The organism is Umezawaea sp. (genome assembly GCF_057122925.1).
Window position 1 is genome coordinate 64286 of record NZ_DBNGPQ010000110.1, and the last position, 18823, is coordinate 83108.

Consider the following 18823-nt stretch of genomic DNA (forward strand, 5'->3'; position numbering starts at 1 on the left):
CAGCTCCCGGCGCCGGACCCGGCTTTCCGTCGGAGAACCGAAGGTCGGGTCCCCGAGCGATTAGTCCTGCCTATCGCTGCGCCGACCAGGGAAGACCCGTTCGGGGGATGCTTTCGGGGGGCCTGCACCAGTGCGACGGCTTGCGCACCGTCCGTAAGGTCCCCCCGTGTCCGGAGTGGAAGACGTGGGGAGAAGGACAGTGGACGACGACGTGGTGCGCCTGGAGTCCGTGCGCAAGGTCTACGGCAACGACCGCAACGGCGTGGTGGCGTTGGCGGGCGTGTCGCTCGGCATCAGGCGCGGCACGTTCACGGCCGTGATGGGTCCGTCGGGGTCGGGCAAGAGCACGTGCCTGCACTGCGCGGCGGGCCTCGACCGGCCGACGTCGGGGTCGGTGGTGCTGGACGGGCACGAGCTGACGGGCCTGAACGAGCGCGAGCTGACGCGGCTGCGGCGCGACCGGATCGGCTTCATCTTCCAGTCGTTCAACCTGCTGCCCGCCCTGAACGTCGTGGAGAACGTGCAGCTGCCGCTGCGGCTCGCGGGCCGCAAGGCCAAGCGCGCGGACGTGGACGAGGTGCTGGCGCGGGTCGGCCTGTCCGACCGCAAGCACCACCGGCCCGGTGAGCTGTCGGGCGGCCAGCAGCAGCGCGTCGCCATCGCGCGGGCGCTGATCACCAAGCCCGCCGTCATCTTCGGCGACGAGCCGACCGGCGCGCTGGACACCCGCACGGCCCTGGAGGTGCTGGCGCTGATGCGCCGGGCGGTGCGCGACGTCGGCCAGACCGTGGTGATCGTGACGCACGACCCGGTCGCCGCCTCGCACGCGGACCGGGTGATCTTCCTGGCGGACGGCCAGATCGCGGGCGAGCTCCAGTCGCCGACCGCGCACGCCGTCGGCGAGCGCATGACGCAGCTCGGCGCCTGGGCCGACGAGCCCGCGGGCACGGTGAACTGATGTTCCGGCTCGCGCTGCGCACCCTGCGCTTCCGCAAGGGCGGGTTCGCCGCCTCGTTCATCGCGCTGTTCTTCGGCGCCGCCATCGTGATGGCGTGCGGTGGTCTGATGGAGACCGGCATCCGCGACGCCGTGCCGCCGCAGCGGTTGGCGGGCACGCCGCTGGTCGTGGCCAGCAGCCAGTCCTACCTGGAACGCGCGCGCGTCGACGCGGCGCTGACCGCCAGGATCGCGGCCGTCCCCGGTGTGGCGAAGGCCGTGCCGGACGTGACGTTCCCGCTGTCGCCCCTGCGCGACGGGGCCCCGGTCGCGGGCGGCGAGGTCAGCGGTCACGCGTGGGCGTCGGCGGAACTGACGCCCTACTCCCTCAAGGAGGGCACGGCGCCCACCGGTGACGGCACGGTCGTGCTGGACGAGGGCGTGGCCGCGGCGACCGGCCAGGGCGTCGGCGGCACGCTCGACGTGGCCGTGGGCGGCAAGAAGCAGGCGTTCCGCGTGACCGGTGTCGCGTCGGCCGCGTCGGACAACCGGGCGGCGTTCTTCACCGACGCCGACGCGACCCGGCTGCACGGCAAGTCCGGCAAGGTCGACGCCATCGCGGTCCTGCCGTCCGACGGCACGTCCGTCGCCGACCTCCAGGAGCGGCTCACGGCCGTGATCGGCGACAGCGAGCTGGCCGTGCTGGCGGGCGACGACCGGGGGCGCGCCGAGGCCGACGGGGCGGTCGGCGGCGGTGACGACCTGATCGCGCTGTCGGCGGTGTTCGGCGGTCTCGCGGTGATGGTCGCGATGTTCGTCGTGGCGGGCACCCTGGGGCTGTCCGTCCAACAGCGACACCGGGAGATGGCTCTGCTGCGGGCTATCGGCAGCACGCCGGGCCAGCTGCGGAGGATGATCCTGGGCGAGACGATCGTGGTCGCGGTGCTCGCGACGGCGCTGGCCTACCCGCTCAACCTGGTGCTCGGCGAGTGGCTGCTGGAGCAGCTGGCCACCGCGGGGGTCACGTCCGAGGCCATCGCGTTCCGCCAGGGCTTCATCCCGGTCGCGGCCGGTGTCGGCATCTCCCTGCTCAGCGCCACGATCGCCGCGTTCGTCGCGGGCCGGGGCGCGGCGCTGACCCGCCCGACCGAGGCGCTGGCCGAGGCCAGCCTCCAGGTCAAGTGGTTCAGCTGGGTGCGGCTCACGTTCGCGCTGATCTGCCTCGCGGGCGGCACGGCGCTGTCGATCGTGACCGCGCTGGTGATGTCCGGCCCGGTGGCCGCCAGCACCGCCGGTCCGACGGCGATGCTCTGGGCGTCCGGCCTCGCGCTGCTCTCCCCCGGCATCACCAGGGTGATCATCGCGGTGCTGCGCTGGCCGGTGCGCGCGGTGACCGGCCTGTCGGGCTACCTGGCCGTGATGAACTCCGACGCGCGCCGCGTCCGGGTCGCGGGCGCGATCACGCCGGTCATGCTCGCGACCGGTCTGGCGACCGCGCTCATCTACCTCCAGACCACGTCGGCGGGCGGCGGCTCCGGTTTCGCCGACGACCTCACCGCCGACGCGGCGGTCACGTCGCAGACCGGCGGCGTCCCGCTCGACCTCGTGTCGAGGATCGAGGGCCGCGAGGGGGTCGGCGCCGTGTCCGCCCTCGTGGACAGCACGGCCGTCTTCCGGTCCGGTGAGGACGACGACGACTCGGCCACCGCGCTGGGCGTGAACGGCGAGGGCGTCCAGGGCACCCTCGGCATCAGCCCCACGTCCGGCTCGTTCGCCGACCTCACCGGCTCGACGGTGGCGCTCACCACCGACCGCGCGGGCGCTCTCGGGTACGCGCTCGGTGACAACGTCCAGCTCAGGATGGGTGACGGCGCGAACGTCGACGCGAGGCTGGTCGCCCTCTACGCGGGGTCGGGCGAGGAGACGCTGCTGCTGCCCGCCGACCTGGTCGCGAAGCACACCACGACCGGTCTGGCCTCGCAGATCCTGGTGGGCGCCTCCGAGGGCACGTCGGAGGCCGCCCTGCTCACCGCGTTGCGGGGGCTGACCTCGTCCGACCAGGACCTGCGGGTCGGCGACCGGGCCTCGCTGGTCAGCTCCGGTGGCGGCGGCGGGGGCGAGCAGACCGGCGCGTGGGTAAACTACCTGCTGGTCGGCATGATCCTGGCCTACACGGTGATCTCGCTGGTCAACACGCTGGTGATCGCGACCGGTGAGCGGCGGCGCGAGTTCGCGCTGCAACGGCTCATCGGCGCCACGCACGGGCAGATCCTGCGGATGGTCGGTGTGGAGGCGGTGCTGATCTCGCTCGGCGGCATCCTCCTCGGCGCTCTGGTGTCGGCGATGACGCTGGTCCCGTTCGCCTACGCGGTGTACGACTCGCCGTGGCCGAGCGGCCCCCTGTGGATCTACCTCGCGGTGATCGGCGGCGCGTCCGGGCTGACGCTGCTGTCGACCGTGCTGTCCACGACGTACGTGCTGCGGACCCCGCCCGTGGAGGCCGCCGCGACCATCGGCTGACACCCACCCCGGCGGAGCCCGCTCCGGTTCCGCCGGGGGCGTACGCCCCGATGGTGCGGTCGCGGCCCCGACGACGATCACCCGGGGCAGACTGGCGGCATGACCGAGGAACTCGCCGTGCCCGCCGATGACCCCTACCTCTGGCTGGAGGACGTGACAGGGGAGGACGCGCTCGCGTGGGTGCGCGCCCAGAACGAGCGCACGCTGGGCGCGCTGAGCGGGTCCGAGGAGTTCGAGGCCCTGCGGGCGGGCGTCCTGGCCGCGCTGGACTCCGACGAGCGGATCCCGTACGTCCGGCGGCGCGGGGAGTTCCTCTACAACTACTGGCAGGACGCGGAGCACCCGCGCGGCCTGTGGCGGCGCACGACGCTCGACTCCTACCGCGACGAGCGGCCGGACTGGCAGGTGCTGCTGGACCTGGACGCGGTCGCCGCCGCCGAGGGCGAGAACTGGGTGTGGAAGGGCGCGGCCGTGCTGCGCCCCGAGTACCGGCTGGCGCTGGTGCAGCTCTCGCGCGGCGGCGCGGACGCCGTGGTGGTGCGCGAGTTCGACCTGGAGGCGGGCGACTTCGTGAGCGGCGGGTTCAGCCTGCCGGAGGCCAAGTCGTCGGTGGGCTGGCTGGACGCCGACCGCGTGTTCGTCGGCACGGACTTCGGGCCGGGCACGCTGACCAGCTCCGGCTACCCGAGGGTGGTCAAGGAGTGGCGGCGCGGCACGCCCCTCGACACGGCGACCGTCGTCTACGCGGGCAAGACCGACGACGTGTGGAACCGGGCGCACCACGACTCGACCGAGGGGTTCGAGCGGACGTTCGTGCGGCGCGCCATGACGTTCTACACCGCCGAGAAGTTCCTGCGCGCCGACGACGGCGGCCTGGTCCGGATCGAGGTGCCGGACGACGCCGAGACCGACGTGCACCGCGAGTGGCTGCTCATCGGCCTGCGCACGCCGTGGACGGTCGGCGCGACGACCCACCCGGCGGGCGCGCTGCTGGCGACCCCGTTCGACGACTTCCTCGCGGGCGGGCGGGAGCTGACGACCCTGTTCACGCCGGACGCGCACACGTCGCTGACCGGCCACGTGTGGACCCGCAACCACCTGGTGCTCAGCATCCTGCGCGACGTGCAGACCCGCATGGAGGTGCTCACGCCCGGACCGGACGGCTGGTCGCGGGAGCCGCTGGCGGGCGTGCGCGAGTTCGAGACCGCCGACGTCGTGGGCACCGACCCGCACCAGAGCGACGAGTACCTGATCTCCTCCAGCGGGTACACGGTGCCGTCCGAGCTGCGCCTGGGCCACGTCGGGGGCGAGGTCGAGGTGCTCAAGCGGGCGCCCGCGTTCTTCGACGCCGAGGGCATGACCGTGGCGCAGCACTTCGCCACGTCCGACGACGGCACCAGGGTGCCGTACTTCGTCGTCACGCCGCCCGGCGGGCCCGGCGGTCCGACGCTGCTGAACGCCTACGGCGGGTTCGAGGTGTCGCTGCGGCCCGGCTACAACTCCGCCGCGGGCCTGGGCTGGCTGTCGCGCGGCGGCACGTACGTGGTCGCGAACCTGCGCGGCGGCGGCGAGTACGGGCCGGAGTGGCACCAGTCCGCGCTGCGGGAGAACCGGTCCCGCGCCTACGAGGACTGCGCCGCCGTGGCCAGGGACCTGGTCGCGCGCGGCATCACCACGCCCGAGCGGCTCGGCATCCGCGGCGGCAGCAACGGCGGCCTGCTCGTGGGCGTGATGCTCACCCGCTACCCGGAGCTGTTCGGCGCGATCGTGTGCCAGGTGCCGCTGCTGGACATGAAGCGCTACCACCTGCTGCTCGCGGGCGCGTCGTGGATGGCCGAGTACGGCGACCCCGACGAGCCCGCCGACTGGGAGTTCATCAAGGAGTACTCGCCCTACCAGAACGCACGGGCGGGCAGGCCGTACCCGCCGACGCTGTTCATGACGTCCACCCGCGACGACCGCGTCCACCCCGGACACGCGCGCAAGATGGTCGCCAAGCTGCACGACCTGGGCTACGACGTGCCCTACCACGAGAACATCGAGGGCGGCCACGGCGCGGCGGCCGACAACGAGCAGTCGGCGTTCATGTGGGCGCTCACCTACACGTTCCTCTGGGACACGCTGGCGGAGTGAGCCCGCTCACCTGGCCGGGCCCGTCCGGGGACGCCGGCGGCGTCCCCGGACAAGAACCAGCGTGAACCGGATCGAGGAACGCAGAGCACAACGAGCGCGAGGCGCACCGGACGTGGACGAGACGCGTCCAGACCTGGCGAACGCGGAACCCGCGGCCGCGTTCGCCAGGCTGTTCGACACGCACGCCCGAGCGCTGCACGGGTACCTGGCGGGCCGCGTCGGCGTCGACATCGCGGACGACCTGGTCGCCGAGACCTTCCTGGTGGCCCTCCGCAGACGCGCCACCTACGACCCCGCGCAGGCCCCCGTCCGCGGCTGGCTGTACGGGATCGCCACCAACCTGGCGCGCAACCACGTCCGCACGGAGATCCGCGGCTACCGGGCCTCCGCACGCGTCTACGCGCTGCGGGAGGCGGGCACCGAGCACGACGCGCAGATCGTCGACCGCCTGGACGCCCAGCGGCACACCCGGCTCCTGGCCGACGGCCTGGCGGCGCTGAACGAGCAGGAGCGCGACGTGCTGCTGCTGACGTCGTGGGCCGGGCTCGAACCGGTCGAGGTCGCCGCCGCCCTCGGCGTGCCCGCCAGCACCGTCCGATCACGCCTGCACCGCGTGCGCCAGAAGCTCAAGGCGCACCTCCGCCCCACCGACGAGGAGAACCGCGATGACTGAGCGCGGCGACCACGAACTCGACGAGGCGCTCGCCTCGCTGCACCTGGAGGCCCGCGTGTCCGACCGCTCGCTCGACGACGCCCGCGCGAAGCTCATGGCCGAAGCGTCCTCGGCGAGCGCACCCGCCTCCTTTCCGTCGAAGTCGCCCTTCCGCAGGCGCGGGCTGGTCGTCGGCGTCGCCGCCGCGGCGGCCGCGCTCGTGGGGGGCGCCGTCGCCTTCGGCGGGAGCGGCGGGGCGCCGGAGCGGCAGCCCGCGGCGCAGTCGGCCCAGCCGACCACCTCGCAGCAGCCCACCAAGCGCGACGTGTCGCTGCTCTCGGCCTCCCAGGTGCTGAACGACACCGCGGACAAGATCACCGCGACGGACCCGGAGCTGAGGCCGGGCCAGTACCGGTACATCGAGGTCAGGGGTTCCTACCTGCGCGGATTCCAGGTCGGGACCTCGCAGGAGGTCGTGAGCGCTCCGACCGGCTACACGTACCTCGCCGACGTCACCTACCAGACCTGGATCCCGGGGGACGTGACGCGGGAGTGGTTGGAGAGGCGCGTCGCCGGTGACGCGAAGCTGATCGGCAGCTCCACGCCCGCGTCCGAGGTGCCCGCGTACCAGCCGGTGGACACCGACACGGGCGAGCGGCGCGGCGCGTGCGGCGACTTCTTCCCCAAGGCCCAGCCGAAGAAGGTCTGCGGCGACAAGACCGACATGGCGCAGCCCGCGTTCTACGAGGACCTCCCCCGCGACCCCGACCAGCTGCTGGCGTGGCTCAGGGACTACACCTCCCAGCGCGGCTCGGCCCCGACCACGATGTTCCACTTCGGCATCCAGTTCCTGACCTCCGGGATCATGCCCGCCGACCTGCGCGGACCGTTCCTGCGCGCGATGGCGAAGATCGACGGCGTGAAGGTCGTCGAGGAGGCGAGCACCCCGGACGGGCGCACGGGCATCGCCCTCGGCCTGGACAGCGACTCCGAGCGCCGCGACCTGATCGTGGACCCGGAGAAGGGCGAGGTGATCGGCGAGCAGACCGTCGCGAAGGAGCAGGCGGACTACCCCTGGATCAAGCCCGGCACCGTGACCGGCAGCGTGTCCGTGACGACGAAGGTCGCCGACGCGATCGGCGTGGTCCCCGCGTCCTAGTGACCTCGGGGAATAGACGCCGGTCTGCCTGGTGTTCACCTCAATGTTCATGCAAACGCATCGACTTTGGAAGAGGCACCATGCAGATCGGCGTCTTCACGGTCGGGGACGTCACCCCGGACCCCACCACCGGCACCACGGTCACCGAGCACGAGCGGATCAAGGCGATGGTCACCATCGCCGAGCACGCCGAGCAGGTCGGCCTGGACGTCTTCGCCACCGGTGAGCACCACAACAAGCCGTTCGTGCCGTCGTCGCCGACGACGCTGCTCGGCCACGTCGCGGCCCGCACGGAGCGGTTGATCCTCTCCACGTCGACGACGCTGATCACCACGAACGACCCGGTGAAGATCGCCGAGGACTACGCGATGCTCCAGCACCTCGCCGACGGCCGCATCGACCTGATGCTGGGCCGCGGCAACACCGCGCCGGTGTACCCGTGGTTCGGGAAGTCCATCCAGGACGGCATGGCCCTCACCGTCGAGAACTACCAGCTCCTGCGCACCCTGTGGGACAACGAGGTCGTGGACTGGGAGGGCAAGTTCCGCACCCCGCTGCACGGCTTCACCTCCACGCCGCGCCCGCTGGACGACCTGCCGCCGTTCGTGTGGCACGGCTCGATCCGCAGCCCGGAGATCGCCGAGATCGCCGCCTACTTCGCCGACGGGTTCTTCGCCAACAACATCTTCTGGCCGAAGGAGCACTACATCCGGCTGATCAACCTCTACCGCGAGCGCTTCGAGCACTACGGCCACGGCCGCGCCGACCAGGCGGTCGTCGGCCTCGGCGGCCAGGTGTTCATGCGCCGCAACTCCCAGGACGCCGTCCGCGAGTTCCGCCCGTACTTCGACAACGCGCCCGTCTACGGCCACGGACCGTCCCTCGAGGACTTCACCGCGCAGACGCCGCTGACGGTCGGCAGCCCGCAGGAGGTCGTCGAGAAGACGTTGACGTTCCAGGAGTTCTTCGGCGACTACCAGCGCCAGCTCTTCCTGCTCGACCACGCCGGCCTGCCGCTCAAGGTCGTGCTGGAGCAGCTGGACATGCTCGGCGAGATCGCGCCGGTGCTGCGCCGGGAGTTCGACGCCCGCAGGCCCGCCGACGTGCCGTCCGACCCGCCCACCCACGCGTCGAGGAAGCTGGCCCGTGACGCCGCCCCCGTCGGCTGAGCCCAGCCGCACCGAACTCGCCGCGGAGTCGTGGGAGGCGCTCTTCCGAGCGCAGTCCGCGCTCCTGCGGCGGTTCGCGGCCGACGACGTGTGGGACCCGATCAGCCTGCGGGAGTACGACGTGCTCTTCACGCTGAGCCGCAGGCCGGACCGGCGGGCCCGGCTGCGCGACCTGAACCGGGAGGTCCTCCTGAGCCAGCCTTCGCTCAGCCGCATGGTCGAGCGCCTGGAGGCGGCGGGCCTGGTCGCGCGCGAACCGGACCGCGCCGACGGGCGCGGCACGGTGGTCGTGCTGACCGAGGCGGGCGCGGCCGTGCGGCGCACCGTCGGCAGGCGGCACACCGCCGGCATCCGCCGCTACGTCGGCACGGCTCTGGACGACGAGGAGCTGCGCACCCTGCGGCGGCTGTGCGACAAGCTCAGGTTGGCCCAGGAGTCCATTCCGGACTAGCGGCCCAGAAGGCGGGGGCGTGCTCGCGCACCCACGACGCGAACGTGCGCGCGGGCACGCCCGTCACCTCCTCCACCGTGGGCAGCACCCGGTAGCCCGCCTCGGGCGGGTCGGTGCGCATGCGCAGGAAGAACTCGACCTCCTCCTCCGCGAAACCGCTCCCCCGCCACCCGGCCACCACCTCGTCCCTGCTCAACTCGACCAGTTCCACCTCACGGCCGAGCACGTCGGCGATGATCCGCACCCGCTCGCGCGGCGTCAGCGCCTCCGGCCCGGTGATCCAGTGGTCGAGCCCGTGGTCCGCGCCGGTCAGCCCCACGACGGCGACGGCCGCGATGTCCGCCTCGTGCACCAGCGCGCTCGGCACGTCCGGAAAGCCCTCCCGCACCACGCCCCCGGCCTTGATGGACTCCGCCCACTCCAGGGTGTTGGCCATGAACTCGACCGGCGCCAGGAACACCCGCTCCAGTCCGCTCGCCTCGATCGCCACCTCCAGCGGGCTCGGCTCCAGGTCGCCCTTCAGCACCGTCACCCGCCGCACCCCGGCCTCCTCCGCCAGCGCCACGATCTCCTCCGCCGTGGTCAACGGTCCGAACGCGGCGCTGTCGAAGGTGATCAGGTGCGCGGCGGTGACCCCGTCGAAGACCCCGTCGAGGCTGTCCACGTCCGCGAGGTCGCCCCGGACGACGTCGACGCCCGCGGGAAGCGCCGCCCGCGAAGGCTCCCTGGTCAGCGCCCGGACCCGGTGACCGGCGGCCGACAGCCGCCCGACCACGTGCCCTCCGACCGTCCCCGTCGCACCGGTCACCAGGATCGTCTTGTGATCAGTCATGGCGGTGAGGCTAGGAGCGGTGCAGGACGACCACCGCCCTCGATCAGCAGTAGGTCGTCTCCGCGGCGGTCACGAGCGCGTCGACCTGCTCCTCGGTCGTCAACCCGCCCCGCAGCGCGAGGTCGTCGACGACCTTCACCCTCGGCGTCCCCGCGGCCAGTGCGGCGCACACGCCCCGCGCGGTCTCGACCTCGGCAGCCCCGCTCGTGCTGGTGGGCACGCCCGCCGCCGTCAGCGCCTGGAGGAACAGCGCCGCCCTGTCCTGGAGCGGGGGCGGCTGGGGCGGGGGCGTCGCGGCGGGCGGGGAGCCGGTCGTGCCCGTCGCGGCGGCCGACGGCGGTGCCGCGGGGGTGCCGGACGCGGCGGGCTCCGAGGGCGCCGCACCGGCGGAGGACGTGGCGGAACCGGAGGTGGTGGTGGTGGACGCGGGGGCCGTGGTCGACGAGGAGTCGCCGCACCCGGCGGCGACCGCGACGACGACAGCGGCCAGGACGACGACGCGGCACCTCAAGGTGGACCTCCCCAGACCGTTGCCCGACACCCGCCCAGCACGCCCGACCGTAGCGGCCCGGCCGCCGACGCCGGACACGCGGTCCGGGCCGTGCGCCCGGACCGCGGGGCGGCCTCAGTTCAGCCGTCGGGTGCCCTCGGGGAGCCCGCCGCCCGCGACCACGTCGACCGCGAGGTCCTGCAACGCCGTCAGCGCCACCTGCTGGCTGAACGGCCCGTAGGAGACCCGCGCCACGCCCAGCTCCTCCAGCCGGGCCAGCGGCAGGCTCCCCGGAGCGCCGATCACCGACAGCCGCTGCGGCCCGAACGCCTCCACCAGCGTCGACACCGCGGCCTCGTCCAGCGGGCCGGGCACGAACACCACCGGCGCCCCGGCGTCGAGGAAGGCCTTGCCGCGCTCCACCGCGTCGGCCAGCACGTCGGCGGGGTCCCGGTCCCGGCCCAGCACGAACGCGTCCGTGCGGGCGTTGAGCACGAAGTCGACGCCCTCGGCCTCACCGGCCTTGAGCACCGCCTCGACGGCCGCCACGGCCTCGCCCAGCGGCTTCATCTGGTCCTCGATGTTGGCCCCGACGACGCCCACCCCGATGGCGCGCCGCACGGTCTCGCCCGGATTGCCGTACCCGGCCTCCAGGTCGGCCGTGACGGGCAGCGACACGGCCGCGGCGATCCGCCCCACGGCCTCGATCATCAGCGAGACGGGGATCTTCTCCCCGTCCGGGTAGCCGTACGAGGCCGCGATCGAGTGGCTGGCGGTGGCCAGCGCGGTGGTCCCCGGCACGTCGGCCACCACGGTCGCCGAGATGACGTCCCACACGTTCACCACCTTCAGCAGGGAGGGCGCGCGGTGCAGGTCCAACAACGTCGTGGCCTTGGAGGCGAGTGAGCTCATACCCCCGACCCTATTCGCCGCCCTCGTGCGCGCGCGGCGACCCTCGCGGAGGAGAATCCCGGTCCATGTCCTTCGCAGATGACGTGTCCGCGGCCGCCGCCAGGCTGCAGGGCGTCGCCCTGACCACCCCGCTCCAGCGCAACGACCGCCTCTCCACCGCGACCGGCGCCGACGTGTGGCTCAAGCGCGAGGACCTCCAGGTGGGCCGCTCCTACAAGCTCCGGGGCGCCTACAACCTCCTGGCCCAGCTCGACGACGCGGAACGCGAGGCCGGTGCCGTCTGCGCGAGCGCGGGCAACCACGGCCAGGGCGTCGCCTACGCGTGCGGCAGGCTCGGCGTGCGCGGCCGCGTCTACGTCCCCAGCACCACCCCCAGGCAGAAGCGCCAGCGCATCGCCTCCCTCGGCGGCGACGTGGTCGACCTGGTCGTGGAGGGCGACACCTACGACGACGCGGCGACCGCGGCGGCCGAGCACGCCGCGAGGACCGGCGCCACCGTCGTCCCGGCGTTCGACGACGTCCGCACCATCACCGGCCAGGGCACGGTGGGCCTGGAGGTCCTGGGCCAGCTCGGCCGCGCCCCGGACGTGGTCGTCGTCCCGGTCGGCGGCGGCGGTCTCCTGGCGGGTCTGGGCACGTGGCTGGCCGAACGCCACCCGGAGACCCGCCTGGTCGGCGTGGAGCCCGCGGGCGCGGCCAGCATGATCGCCGCGCTGGCCGCGGGTGGTCCGGTCACGCTCCCCGAGGTCGACACGTTCGTGGACGGCGCCGCCGTGCGCCGGGTGGGCGACGCGAGCTTCCCGCTGGTCCGCGACTCGGGCGCGTCGCTGGTCACGGTCTCCGAGGGCCAGATCTGCACCGAGATGCTCGACCTCTACCAGGTCGACGGCATCATCGCCGAGCCCGCGGGCGCGATGGCGTCGGCCGCGCTGGCGGAGTCGGTCTCCGTGGAGCCGGGCGAGACCGTCGTCTGCCTGCTCTCCGGCGGCAACAACGACGTCAGCCGCTACGCCGAGGTCGTCGAGCGCTCGCTGGTGCACCGCGGCCTCAAGCACTACTTCCTCGTCGAGTTCCCCCAGGAGCCGGGCGCGCTGCGCCGCTTCCTGGACGAGGTGCTCGGCCCGGACGACGACATCGTCCTGTTCGAGTACGTCAAGCGCGACAACCGCGAGACCGGCGCGGCCCTGTGCGGCGTGGAGATCGGCAGCCGCGAGGACTACGACCCGCTGTGGGCGAGGATGAAGGCCAGCCCGCTGAGGATCCAGCACGTGGCGCCCGGCACGACGGCGTACCGGTTCCTCATCTAGACACCGTCCACAGCTCGTAGGTGACCGACACGCGCGGGCCGCTCTCCAGCGGACCGGACACCAGCGTGGCGTGCACCGTGGCCAGCGCGCCCCGGTCGGTGACGACGCACAGGGTCGGGTGCTCCCCGAGTTCCCCCACGGCCAGCTCCTGCCGCGTGGGCTGGTCGAGGCAGTCCGCGGGCTGGTCGCCGCGGGGGAAGCTCATCTCGCCGTCGGCGAGCGCGTGCAGCGCGCAGCAGTCCAGGAGCACGTCGGCGCCCTCGCTCGGGAACGCTCCCCGATCGCGGTCGAGGTCGTACCCGGTCGACGCGCCGAGTTCCGCTCCCCCGGTCCGCACGGGACCCTCGACGCGGTATTCCACCGCGGGTCTCGCCGTGGTGGTGAGGGGAATCCCCTTCGCCGTCGTTGTGGTGTCCGGTTCGGTCCTTTCCGACGCCTTTCCCGAGGTGGGCGGAATTCCGGTGGTGCTGGAATCGTGCGCGGGTGGGGTGAATTTCTCGGAACCGTCGAGCACGATCGCGACCACCACGGCGCTGACTCCCAGCAGGAGTGCGACCAGGGCCACCACCAGCGCCTTCCGCCACGGGGGAGGCTGCGGGGCGATGTTCACCGAACCGATCCAACCGCCCTGGACCGAGGTTCCGCGCACCGAACCCGACATCGTGTTCTTGCTGCGCCCGCCGGAATGCGGGCGGGTCGAGGAATCGTCCTGGTACAGCGTCGCCTCCGGTGGACCGCGGATTCCCCGACCGCGGGAACCATTGTTCCACCACGACGTGCCGCGAGAAAGGGCGACGCGCGCTCACCTGACCTGTTCGGCGGTCTCCGCCTCGGCGATGCGCGCGTGCAGCCGTTCCCGGACCTCGTCCGGCGTGTAGGCCTGCCGCTTGCGCTCGGCACGGGCCACCACCGCCCCGGTCGCGGCCACTCCGACCACACCCGCGAGCCCCAGCACCTTCCACAGCTTCATCTGCCTAGGCTAGCGCCCATGGCCGAAACGCGGATCACCCTGGACGAAGCCGTCAACCTCACCCGCACCGGTGACGTGTGGCTGTTCCGGGGCGACTCGGCGGCCGACCGCGCGATCCGGATGACGACGAACAGCCCGGTCAACCACGTCGGCATGGCCGTGGTGATCGACGACCTGCCGCCGCTGATGTGGCACGCCGAGCTGGGCAAGTCGCTGACGGACGTGTGGACCGGCACGCACCAGCGCGGGGTCCAGCTTCACGACCTGCGCAGCGCGGTGCTGGTGTGGGCGAACAGGTACGGGCAGCGGGCGTGGCTGCGGCAGCTCGACCACGCGCACACCCGCGAGACCGACGACGCCGTGCTGAGGACGATCGCGCGGCTGGACGGGACGCCGTTCCCGTCCACGGCGAAGCTGGCGACGCGGTGGCTGCGGGGGCGGCTGCCGAAGCTGCGCCGGGGCGAGCCGGACGCGGCCCTGGAGACGGCGTACTGCGCGGAGGTCGTGGCGGTCACCTACGAGGCGATGGGTCTGCTGCCGACCGGTCGGCGGGTCAACTGGTACGACCCCGGCAGGTTCTGGAGCGGCGACGGGCTGGAGCTGGAACTGGGCGCGGAGCTGAGCGCGGAGATCGCGGTCGACATCCCGGCGTGAACGCGCTCGGCACGCCGTAGGACAATCGGACCCATGCAGGTTCAGACCGAGGCCGACTGGGTCTCCCGTTTCGCAGACGACGTCATCGCCGAAGCCGAACGCCGGGCGCCCGGCAAACCCATCGTCTGCGCGTCCGGCCTGAGCCCGTCCGGCCCGATCCACCTCGGCAACCTCCGCGAGGTCATGACGCCGCACCTGGTGGCCGACGAGATCCGCCGCCGCGGCCACGACGTCGTGCACCTGCTGTCGTGGGACGACTTCGACCGGTTCCGCAAGGTGCCCGTCGGCATCGACCCGTCGTGGGCCGAGCACATCGGCAAGCCGCTGACGTCCGTTCCCGCGCCCGAGGGCAGCGAGCACCCGAACTGGGCCGAGCACTTCAAGGCGCCGATGATCGAGGCGCTCGCCGAGCTGGGGATCGAGTACCGCGGCGTCAGCCAGACGCGGATGTACACCTCGGGTGCCTACCGCGACCAGGTGCTGCTGGCCGTGCGCGAGCGGGCGGCGATCGACGCCGTGCTCGACCGGTACCGCACCAAGGACAAGCCCGTCACGGAGCAGGACGACGAGGAGCAGTACTTCCCGTACAAGCCGTACTGCTCGGTGTGCGACCGCGACCTGACGACGGTCACGTCCTACGACGACGAGACGACCGAGCTGTCGTACACCTGCGTGTGCGGCCACGCCGAGACGGTGCTGCTCAGCGAGCACACGCACGGCAAGCTCGTGTGGAAGGTCGACTGGCCCATGCGCTGGGCCTACGAGGGTGTCGTGTTCGAACCGTCCGGTGTGGACCACACGTCCCCCGGCTCGTCGTTCGTCGTGGGCGGGCAGATCGTGCGCGAGGTGTTCGGCGGCAAGCAGCCGATCGGCCCGATGTACGCGTTCGTCGGCATCTCCGGCATGGCGAAGATGAGCAGCTCCAAGGGCGGCGTGCCCACGCCGGGCGACGCGCTGCGCATCATGGAGGCGCCGCTGGTGCGCTGGCTGTACGCGCGCCGCAAGCCCAACCAGTCGTTCAAGATCGCGTTCGACCAGGAGGTGCAGCGCACCTACGACGAGTGGGACGCGCTGGAGCGCAAGCTCGCCGACGGCACCGCGGTCGCCGTGGACGCGCTCGCCCACGACCGCGCGGTCCGCACGGCCGCGGGCCCGCTGCCCAGCACGCCGATCCCGATCGCCTACCGCACGCTGGCGTCCATCGTGGACATCACGACCGGCGACCCCGAGCAGACGCTGCGCATCATCCGCGACCTGGACCCCTCACGCCCGGTCGAGACGCTCGACGAGGTCCGCCCCAGGCTGGACCGCGCCGCGCACTGGATCACCAACCAGGTCCCGCTGGAGCAGCGCACCCGCGTCCGCGAGCACGCCGACGTCGAGCTGATCGCGTCGCTGGACGAGCAGCAGCGCGAATCACTGCGCCTGCTGGTCGCGGGGCTCGACACGCACTGGTCGCTGGACGGCCTGACCGACCTCGTCTACGGCGTGCCGAAGGACCAGGCGGGCCTGCCGAGGGACGTCAAGCCGACGCCGGAGCTGAAGGTCGCGCAGCGCGCGTTCTTCGCGCTGCTGTACCGCCTGCTGGTGGGCGTCGAAACCGGTCCCCGCCTGCCCACGCTGCTGCTGGCGGTGGGCGCGGACCGCGTGCGCAAGCTGCTGTCGGACTGAGCTGACCGGTGGGGGCCTCCGCGAGGAGGCCCCCACCTCCGTCCCTACGAGCCCAGCACGCCGTCCAGCACCGTCTGCGCCTCCTGCTGCAACAGCGCCAGGTGCTCCGGCCCCTTGAACGACTCCGCGTACAGCTTGTACACGTCCTCCGTCCCCGACGGCCGCGCCGCGAACCAGCCCGACTCCATCACGACCTTCAACCCGCCCACGGCCGCCCCGTTGCCGGGCGCGTTGGTCAGCCGGTCGAGGATCTTCTCCCCCGCGATCTCCTCCACGGCCACCTGCGACGGCGACAACGCCCCCAGCGCCGCCTTCTGCTCACGCGTGGCGGGCGCGTCGATCCGCGCGTACACCGGGTCGCCCAGCGACGCCGTCAGCTCCCGGTACCGCTCCGACGGAGTCTTGCCGGTCACCGCGATGACCTCCGACGCGAGCAGCGCGAGGATCAGGCCGTCCTTGTCGGTCGTCCACACCCGCCCGTCCCGCCGCAGGAACGACGCCCCGGCGCTCTCCTCGCCGCCGAACGCGATGGAACCGTCCAGCAGGCCCGGCACGAACCACTTGAACCCGACGGGCACCTCGACCAGCCGTCGACCCAGCGACGAGGCGACCCGGTCGATGATCGACGAGCTCACCACGGTCTTGCCGATGGCCGCGGAAGGAGCCCAGTCGGAGCGGTGCGAGTACAGGTGGTCGATGGCCACGGCGAGGAAGTGGTTCGGGTTCATCAGGCCGCCGTCGGGGGTCACGATGCCATGCCGGTCGGAGTCCGCGTCGTTGCCGGTGGCCACGTCGAACTCGGCGCGCCGCTCGATGAGCGACGCCATCGCGTACGGCGAGGAGCAGTCCATCCGGATGCGCCCGTCCCAGTCGAGCGTCATGAACCCGAACGCGGGGTCCACGACGGGGTTGACCACGGTGAGGTCGATGCCGTGCCGGTCGGCGATCTCCGACCAGTACGCGACGCTCGCGCCGCCCAGCGGGTCGGCGCCGATGCGCACGCCCGCCGAGCGGATGGCGTCCAGGTCGACCACGGACGGCAGCTCGGACGCGTAGAGGTCGAGGAAGTCGAACGGCTTGGCCGACTGGCGGGCCCGCGAGAGCGGGATGCGCTTGACGCCGACCAGGCCCGCTTCCAGCAGTTCGTTGGCGCGGTCCTGGATGCCCCTGGTGATGGTCGAGTCGGCGGGGCCGCCGTCCGGCGGGTTGTACTTGAAGCCGCCGTCCTCGGGCGGGTTGTGCGACGGGGTGACGACGACGCCGTCGGCGAGGCCGTCGACGCGACCGGCGTTGTGGACCAGGATCGCCAGCGACACGGCGGGCGTGGGCGTGTAGCCCTCGCGGCTGTCGACGAGCACCTGCACGTCGTTGGCCGCGAACACCTCCAGCGCCGTGACGAACGCGGGCTCGGACAGCGCGTGCGTGTCGCGGCCGAGGTACAGCGGGCCGGTGACGCCCGCCCGTGCCCGGTGCTCGCACACCGCCTGCGAGGCGGCGGCGATGTGGTCGTCGGTGAAGCCGGTCCTCAACGCCGACCCCCGGTGCCCGGAGGTGCCGAACGCGACCCGCTGCTCGGCGACCGACGGGTCCGGGTGCTCCGCGTAGTACGACGTGACCAGGTGGGCTACGTCGACCAGGTCGGCTCGCGTCGCGGGCTGACCGGCGCGCGGGTGGACTGCCACGGGTGTTCTCCTCGCTCTGGGCTGCGGGGTAGAGCAGACCCCTCCGCGCGCACCGAGGTCAAGGGGACACGTCGGGCTCTGCCTCGACGATCTCCGCGTCCAGGATGTCCACGATAGGGATCGTGTCGTCGCGCACCGCCGTCACGGTCGGCAGGGGCACGTCGTCGACGATGCCGTACTTCTCCTGGAGGTGCCGTTTGCGGTAGGCGTGCTCGGCGTCGTCCACGACCCGCGACAGCGTCTTCGCGTTCATGCCCGCCCCGATCAGCACGCCCACGACCGGCACGGCCTGGCCGAGCTTGCGCTGGGTGAGGCGGATGCCGAGCTGCGCGTAGACCTGCTCGACGACCTTGGTGACGACGTTCTGCCGCAGCTGGTCCCACGTGTGCTTGCGGGCGAGGCCCTGCACGAGCTTGTTCAGCTCCAGGTAGGCCGCGGCCTTGGTGACGTCCGACGACGTGCCCAGGTTCAGCACGCCGAGGGCGAACATCTGCTCCTCCGGCCGGGTCAGGTCGTAGCCGTAGTAGGCGGCGACGTGGGCGACCGCGCGCTGGCTCGCGACCAGCACGGCGGCGGCGTCGGCGGCCATCGCGCCGACCACGACGCCCGCGCCCGGTGCGCCGCCGCTGGCGAGCCCGAGCAGCTCGCCGCCGGAGACCGCGAGGCCCGCGGCGGCGCCCTGCACCGTGGAGGCGCTGATGTAGGCGATGTCGAGCCGGGGCTTGACGTCGTCGAGCACCTTGAGCGGCAGCTTGCGGATGTCCTCGATGCTCTCCACGGCGTGGCCGCGCTTCTGGAACGACTTGACCACCGCGCTCGACCGGACGCTGGCCCGCGCGGCGCGCGACCCGAGGTCGGTGAAGCCGCCGAGCGCCTTCATCAGCAGGTCCTGGAACTTCTCCGAGCCGGGGATCGAGTCGATGCGGCGCTTGGCGACCTCACCGGTCCTCTGGAGGCGGTTCCGCACGACAGCGGGCAGCAGGGAGCGCTCGGTGGTCTGCTCGCCCTCGATGAGCGAGGCCCACGCCCTGCTGTCGTACTCGGACATCCCGCTGCTGACCGACATCCCACCAACCTACCTACTCGTCCGTGATCGCGTTCGGTTCTCCGCCCCGGCGGGGTCGCCGCCAGGTAGGTACCCGTTCGCGCCCGCGGGAACCCCGGTGTCGATCAGCAGTGGCCCCGGTCGGGTTCCAGCCTGCCGACCGGCGGGGTCGAGCGCCTCGGGGAGGAACCCGGTCCGGGGTCGGGGCTCGACCCCGAACCGGCCTCGGGGTCGAGCCCC

General features: G+C 72.7%; 17 protein-coding genes. 10 read left to right on the forward strand and 7 right to left on the reverse strand.

Translation table 11 applies throughout. The annotated features are described in order from the left end of the window. Positions 1-199 precede the first annotated feature (199 nt). From AC156L_RS25640 to AC156L_RS25670, 7 genes are all read left to right on the forward strand, one after another. Positions 200-958 carry an ABC transporter ATP-binding protein gene (locus tag AC156L_RS25640; protein ID WP_330883337.1) on the forward strand — a complete coding sequence of 253 codons (759 nt, stop codon included), beginning with the start codon at positions 200-202 and terminating at the stop codon, positions 956-958. Beyond that, entirely contained in the window at positions 958-3456 is a 2499-nt protein-coding gene (locus tag AC156L_RS25645) for an FtsX-like permease family protein (protein WP_330883339.1), read from the forward strand. The genes AC156L_RS25640 and AC156L_RS25645 overlap by 1 nt, the downstream gene beginning before the upstream one ends. A gap of 117 nt (positions 3457-3573) precedes the next feature. After that, the gene (locus tag AC156L_RS25650) at positions 3574-5589 is read left to right on the forward strand and encodes a prolyl oligopeptidase family serine peptidase (protein WP_414720120.1); all 2016 of its coding nucleotides are present in this window, start codon (positions 3574-3576) and stop codon (positions 5587-5589) included. Positions 5590-5701: 112 nt separating this feature from the next. Further along, positions 5702-6262 (forward strand): RNA polymerase sigma factor, encoded by a 561-nt coding sequence (locus tag AC156L_RS25655; RefSeq protein ID WP_330883343.1) that lies wholly within the window; start codon positions 5702-5704, stop codon positions 6260-6262. Next, positions 6255-7400 carry a CU044_5270 family protein gene (locus AC156L_RS25660; protein WP_330883345.1) on the forward strand — a complete coding sequence of 382 codons (1146 nt, stop codon included), beginning with the start codon at positions 6255-6257 and terminating at the stop codon, positions 7398-7400. Before AC156L_RS25655 ends, AC156L_RS25660 begins: the two co-directional genes overlap by 8 nt. An 80-nt stretch (positions 7401-7480) precedes the next feature. Further along, positions 7481-8569, forward strand: a complete 1089-nt coding sequence (locus AC156L_RS25665) for an LLM class flavin-dependent oxidoreductase (protein WP_330883347.1) — start codon at positions 7481-7483, stop codon at positions 8567-8569. Further along, a complete protein-coding gene (locus AC156L_RS25670) occupies positions 8547-9020 on the forward strand; it encodes a MarR family winged helix-turn-helix transcriptional regulator (protein WP_330883349.1) in 474 nt (157 codons plus the stop codon). The genes AC156L_RS25665 and AC156L_RS25670 overlap by 23 nt, the downstream gene beginning before the upstream one ends. On the opposite strand, the gene AC156L_RS25675 is transcribed toward AC156L_RS25670, so the two are convergent. The 3 genes from AC156L_RS25675 to AC156L_RS25685 form a co-directional block, all read right to left on the reverse strand. Then, complete coding sequence (locus AC156L_RS25675) at positions 8989-9852, reverse strand: SDR family oxidoreductase (RefSeq protein ID WP_330883351.1); 864 nt, start codon at positions 9850-9852, stop codon at positions 8989-8991. The two genes, AC156L_RS25670 and AC156L_RS25675, sit on opposite strands and share 32 nt — an antisense overlap. Before the next feature lie 43 nt (positions 9853-9895). Next, complete coding sequence (locus tag AC156L_RS25680) at positions 9896-10363, reverse strand: DUF732 domain-containing protein (RefSeq protein WP_330883353.1); 468 nt, start codon at positions 10361-10363, stop codon at positions 9896-9898. A 114-nt stretch (positions 10364-10477) separates the two neighbouring features. Beyond that, positions 10478-11254 (reverse strand): isocitrate lyase/PEP mutase family protein, encoded by a 777-nt coding sequence (locus tag AC156L_RS25685; RefSeq protein WP_330883355.1) that lies wholly within the window; start codon positions 11252-11254, stop codon positions 10478-10480. A gap of 65 nt (positions 11255-11319) precedes the next feature. Here AC156L_RS25685 and ilvA point away from each other — a divergent pair, with 65 nt between their 5' ends. Then, positions 11320-12561 carry a threonine ammonia-lyase IlvA gene (gene ilvA, locus AC156L_RS25690; protein WP_330883357.1) on the forward strand — a complete coding sequence of 414 codons (1242 nt, stop codon included), beginning with the start codon at positions 11320-11322 and terminating at the stop codon, positions 12559-12561. Here the strand turns inward: ilvA and AC156L_RS25695 are convergent. Both AC156L_RS25695 and AC156L_RS25700 read right to left on the reverse strand, forming a co-directional pair. Continuing rightward, positions 12554-13171: a hypothetical protein gene (locus AC156L_RS25695; protein ID WP_330883359.1), complete on the reverse strand. Its 618-nt coding sequence runs from the start codon at positions 13169-13171 to the stop codon at positions 12554-12556. The genes ilvA and AC156L_RS25695 overlap by 8 nt on opposite strands. A 192-nt stretch (positions 13172-13363) precedes the next feature. Then, positions 13364-13531 carry a hypothetical protein gene (locus tag AC156L_RS25700; RefSeq protein ID WP_330883361.1) on the reverse strand — a complete coding sequence of 56 codons (168 nt, stop codon included), beginning with the start codon at positions 13529-13531 and terminating at the stop codon, positions 13364-13366. Between the two features lie 18 nt (positions 13532-13549). On the opposite strand from AC156L_RS25700, the gene AC156L_RS25705 reads away from it, so the two are divergent. After that, complete coding sequence (locus tag AC156L_RS25705; protein WP_330883363.1) at positions 13550-14185, forward strand: hypothetical protein; 636 nt, start codon at positions 13550-13552, stop codon at positions 14183-14185. 33 nt (positions 14186-14218) lie between these two features. Next, positions 14219-15856: a lysine--tRNA ligase gene (gene lysS, locus AC156L_RS25710; RefSeq protein WP_330883365.1), complete on the forward strand. Its 1638-nt coding sequence runs from the start codon at positions 14219-14221 to the stop codon at positions 15854-15856. 44 nt (positions 15857-15900) lie between these two features. Here lysS and pgm read toward each other — a convergent pair whose 3' ends face one another. Further along, positions 15901-17538: a phosphoglucomutase (alpha-D-glucose-1,6-bisphosphate-dependent) gene (pgm, locus tag AC156L_RS25715; protein WP_330883367.1), complete on the reverse strand. Its 1638-nt coding sequence runs from the start codon at positions 17536-17538 to the stop codon at positions 15901-15903. Between the two features lie 58 nt (positions 17539-17596). Next, complete coding sequence (locus AC156L_RS25720; RefSeq protein WP_330883369.1) at positions 17597-18604, reverse strand: EcsC family protein; 1008 nt, start codon at positions 18602-18604, stop codon at positions 17597-17599. Positions 18605-18823 lie beyond the last annotated feature (219 nt).

Excerpts from the sequence above, each read along its gene's own strand:
- AC156L_RS25645 (WP_330883339.1), top strand. The coding sequence starts at position 958 with ATGTTCCGGCTCGCGCTGCGCACCCTGCGCTTCCGCAAGGGCGGGTTC.
- AC156L_RS25660 (WP_330883345.1), top strand. The coding sequence starts at position 6,255 with ATGACTGAGCGCGGCGACCACGAACTCGACGAGGCGCTCGCCTCGCTG.
- AC156L_RS25665 (WP_330883347.1), top strand. The coding sequence starts at position 7,481 with ATGCAGATCGGCGTCTTCACGGTCGGGGACGTCACCCCGGACCCCACC.
- AC156L_RS25675 (WP_330883351.1), bottom strand. The coding sequence starts at position 9,852 with ATGACTGATCACAAGACGATCCTGGTGACCGGTGCGACGGGGACGGTC.
- AC156L_RS25685 (WP_330883355.1), bottom strand. The coding sequence starts at position 11,254 with ATGAGCTCACTCGCCTCCAAGGCCACGACGTTGTTGGACCTGCACCGC.
- ilvA (WP_330883357.1), top strand. The coding sequence starts at position 11,320 with ATGTCCTTCGCAGATGACGTGTCCGCGGCCGCCGCCAGGCTGCAGGGC.
- AC156L_RS25700 (WP_330883361.1), bottom strand. The coding sequence starts at position 13,531 with ATGAAGCTGTGGAAGGTGCTGGGGCTCGCGGGTGTGGTCGGAGTGGCC.
- AC156L_RS25705 (WP_330883363.1), top strand. The coding sequence starts at position 13,550 with ATGGCCGAAACGCGGATCACCCTGGACGAAGCCGTCAACCTCACCCGC.
- lysS (WP_330883365.1), top strand. The coding sequence starts at position 14,219 with ATGCAGGTTCAGACCGAGGCCGACTGGGTCTCCCGTTTCGCAGACGAC.
- AC156L_RS25720 (WP_330883369.1), bottom strand. The coding sequence starts at position 18,604 with ATGTCGGTCAGCAGCGGGATGTCCGAGTACGACAGCAGGGCGTGGGCC.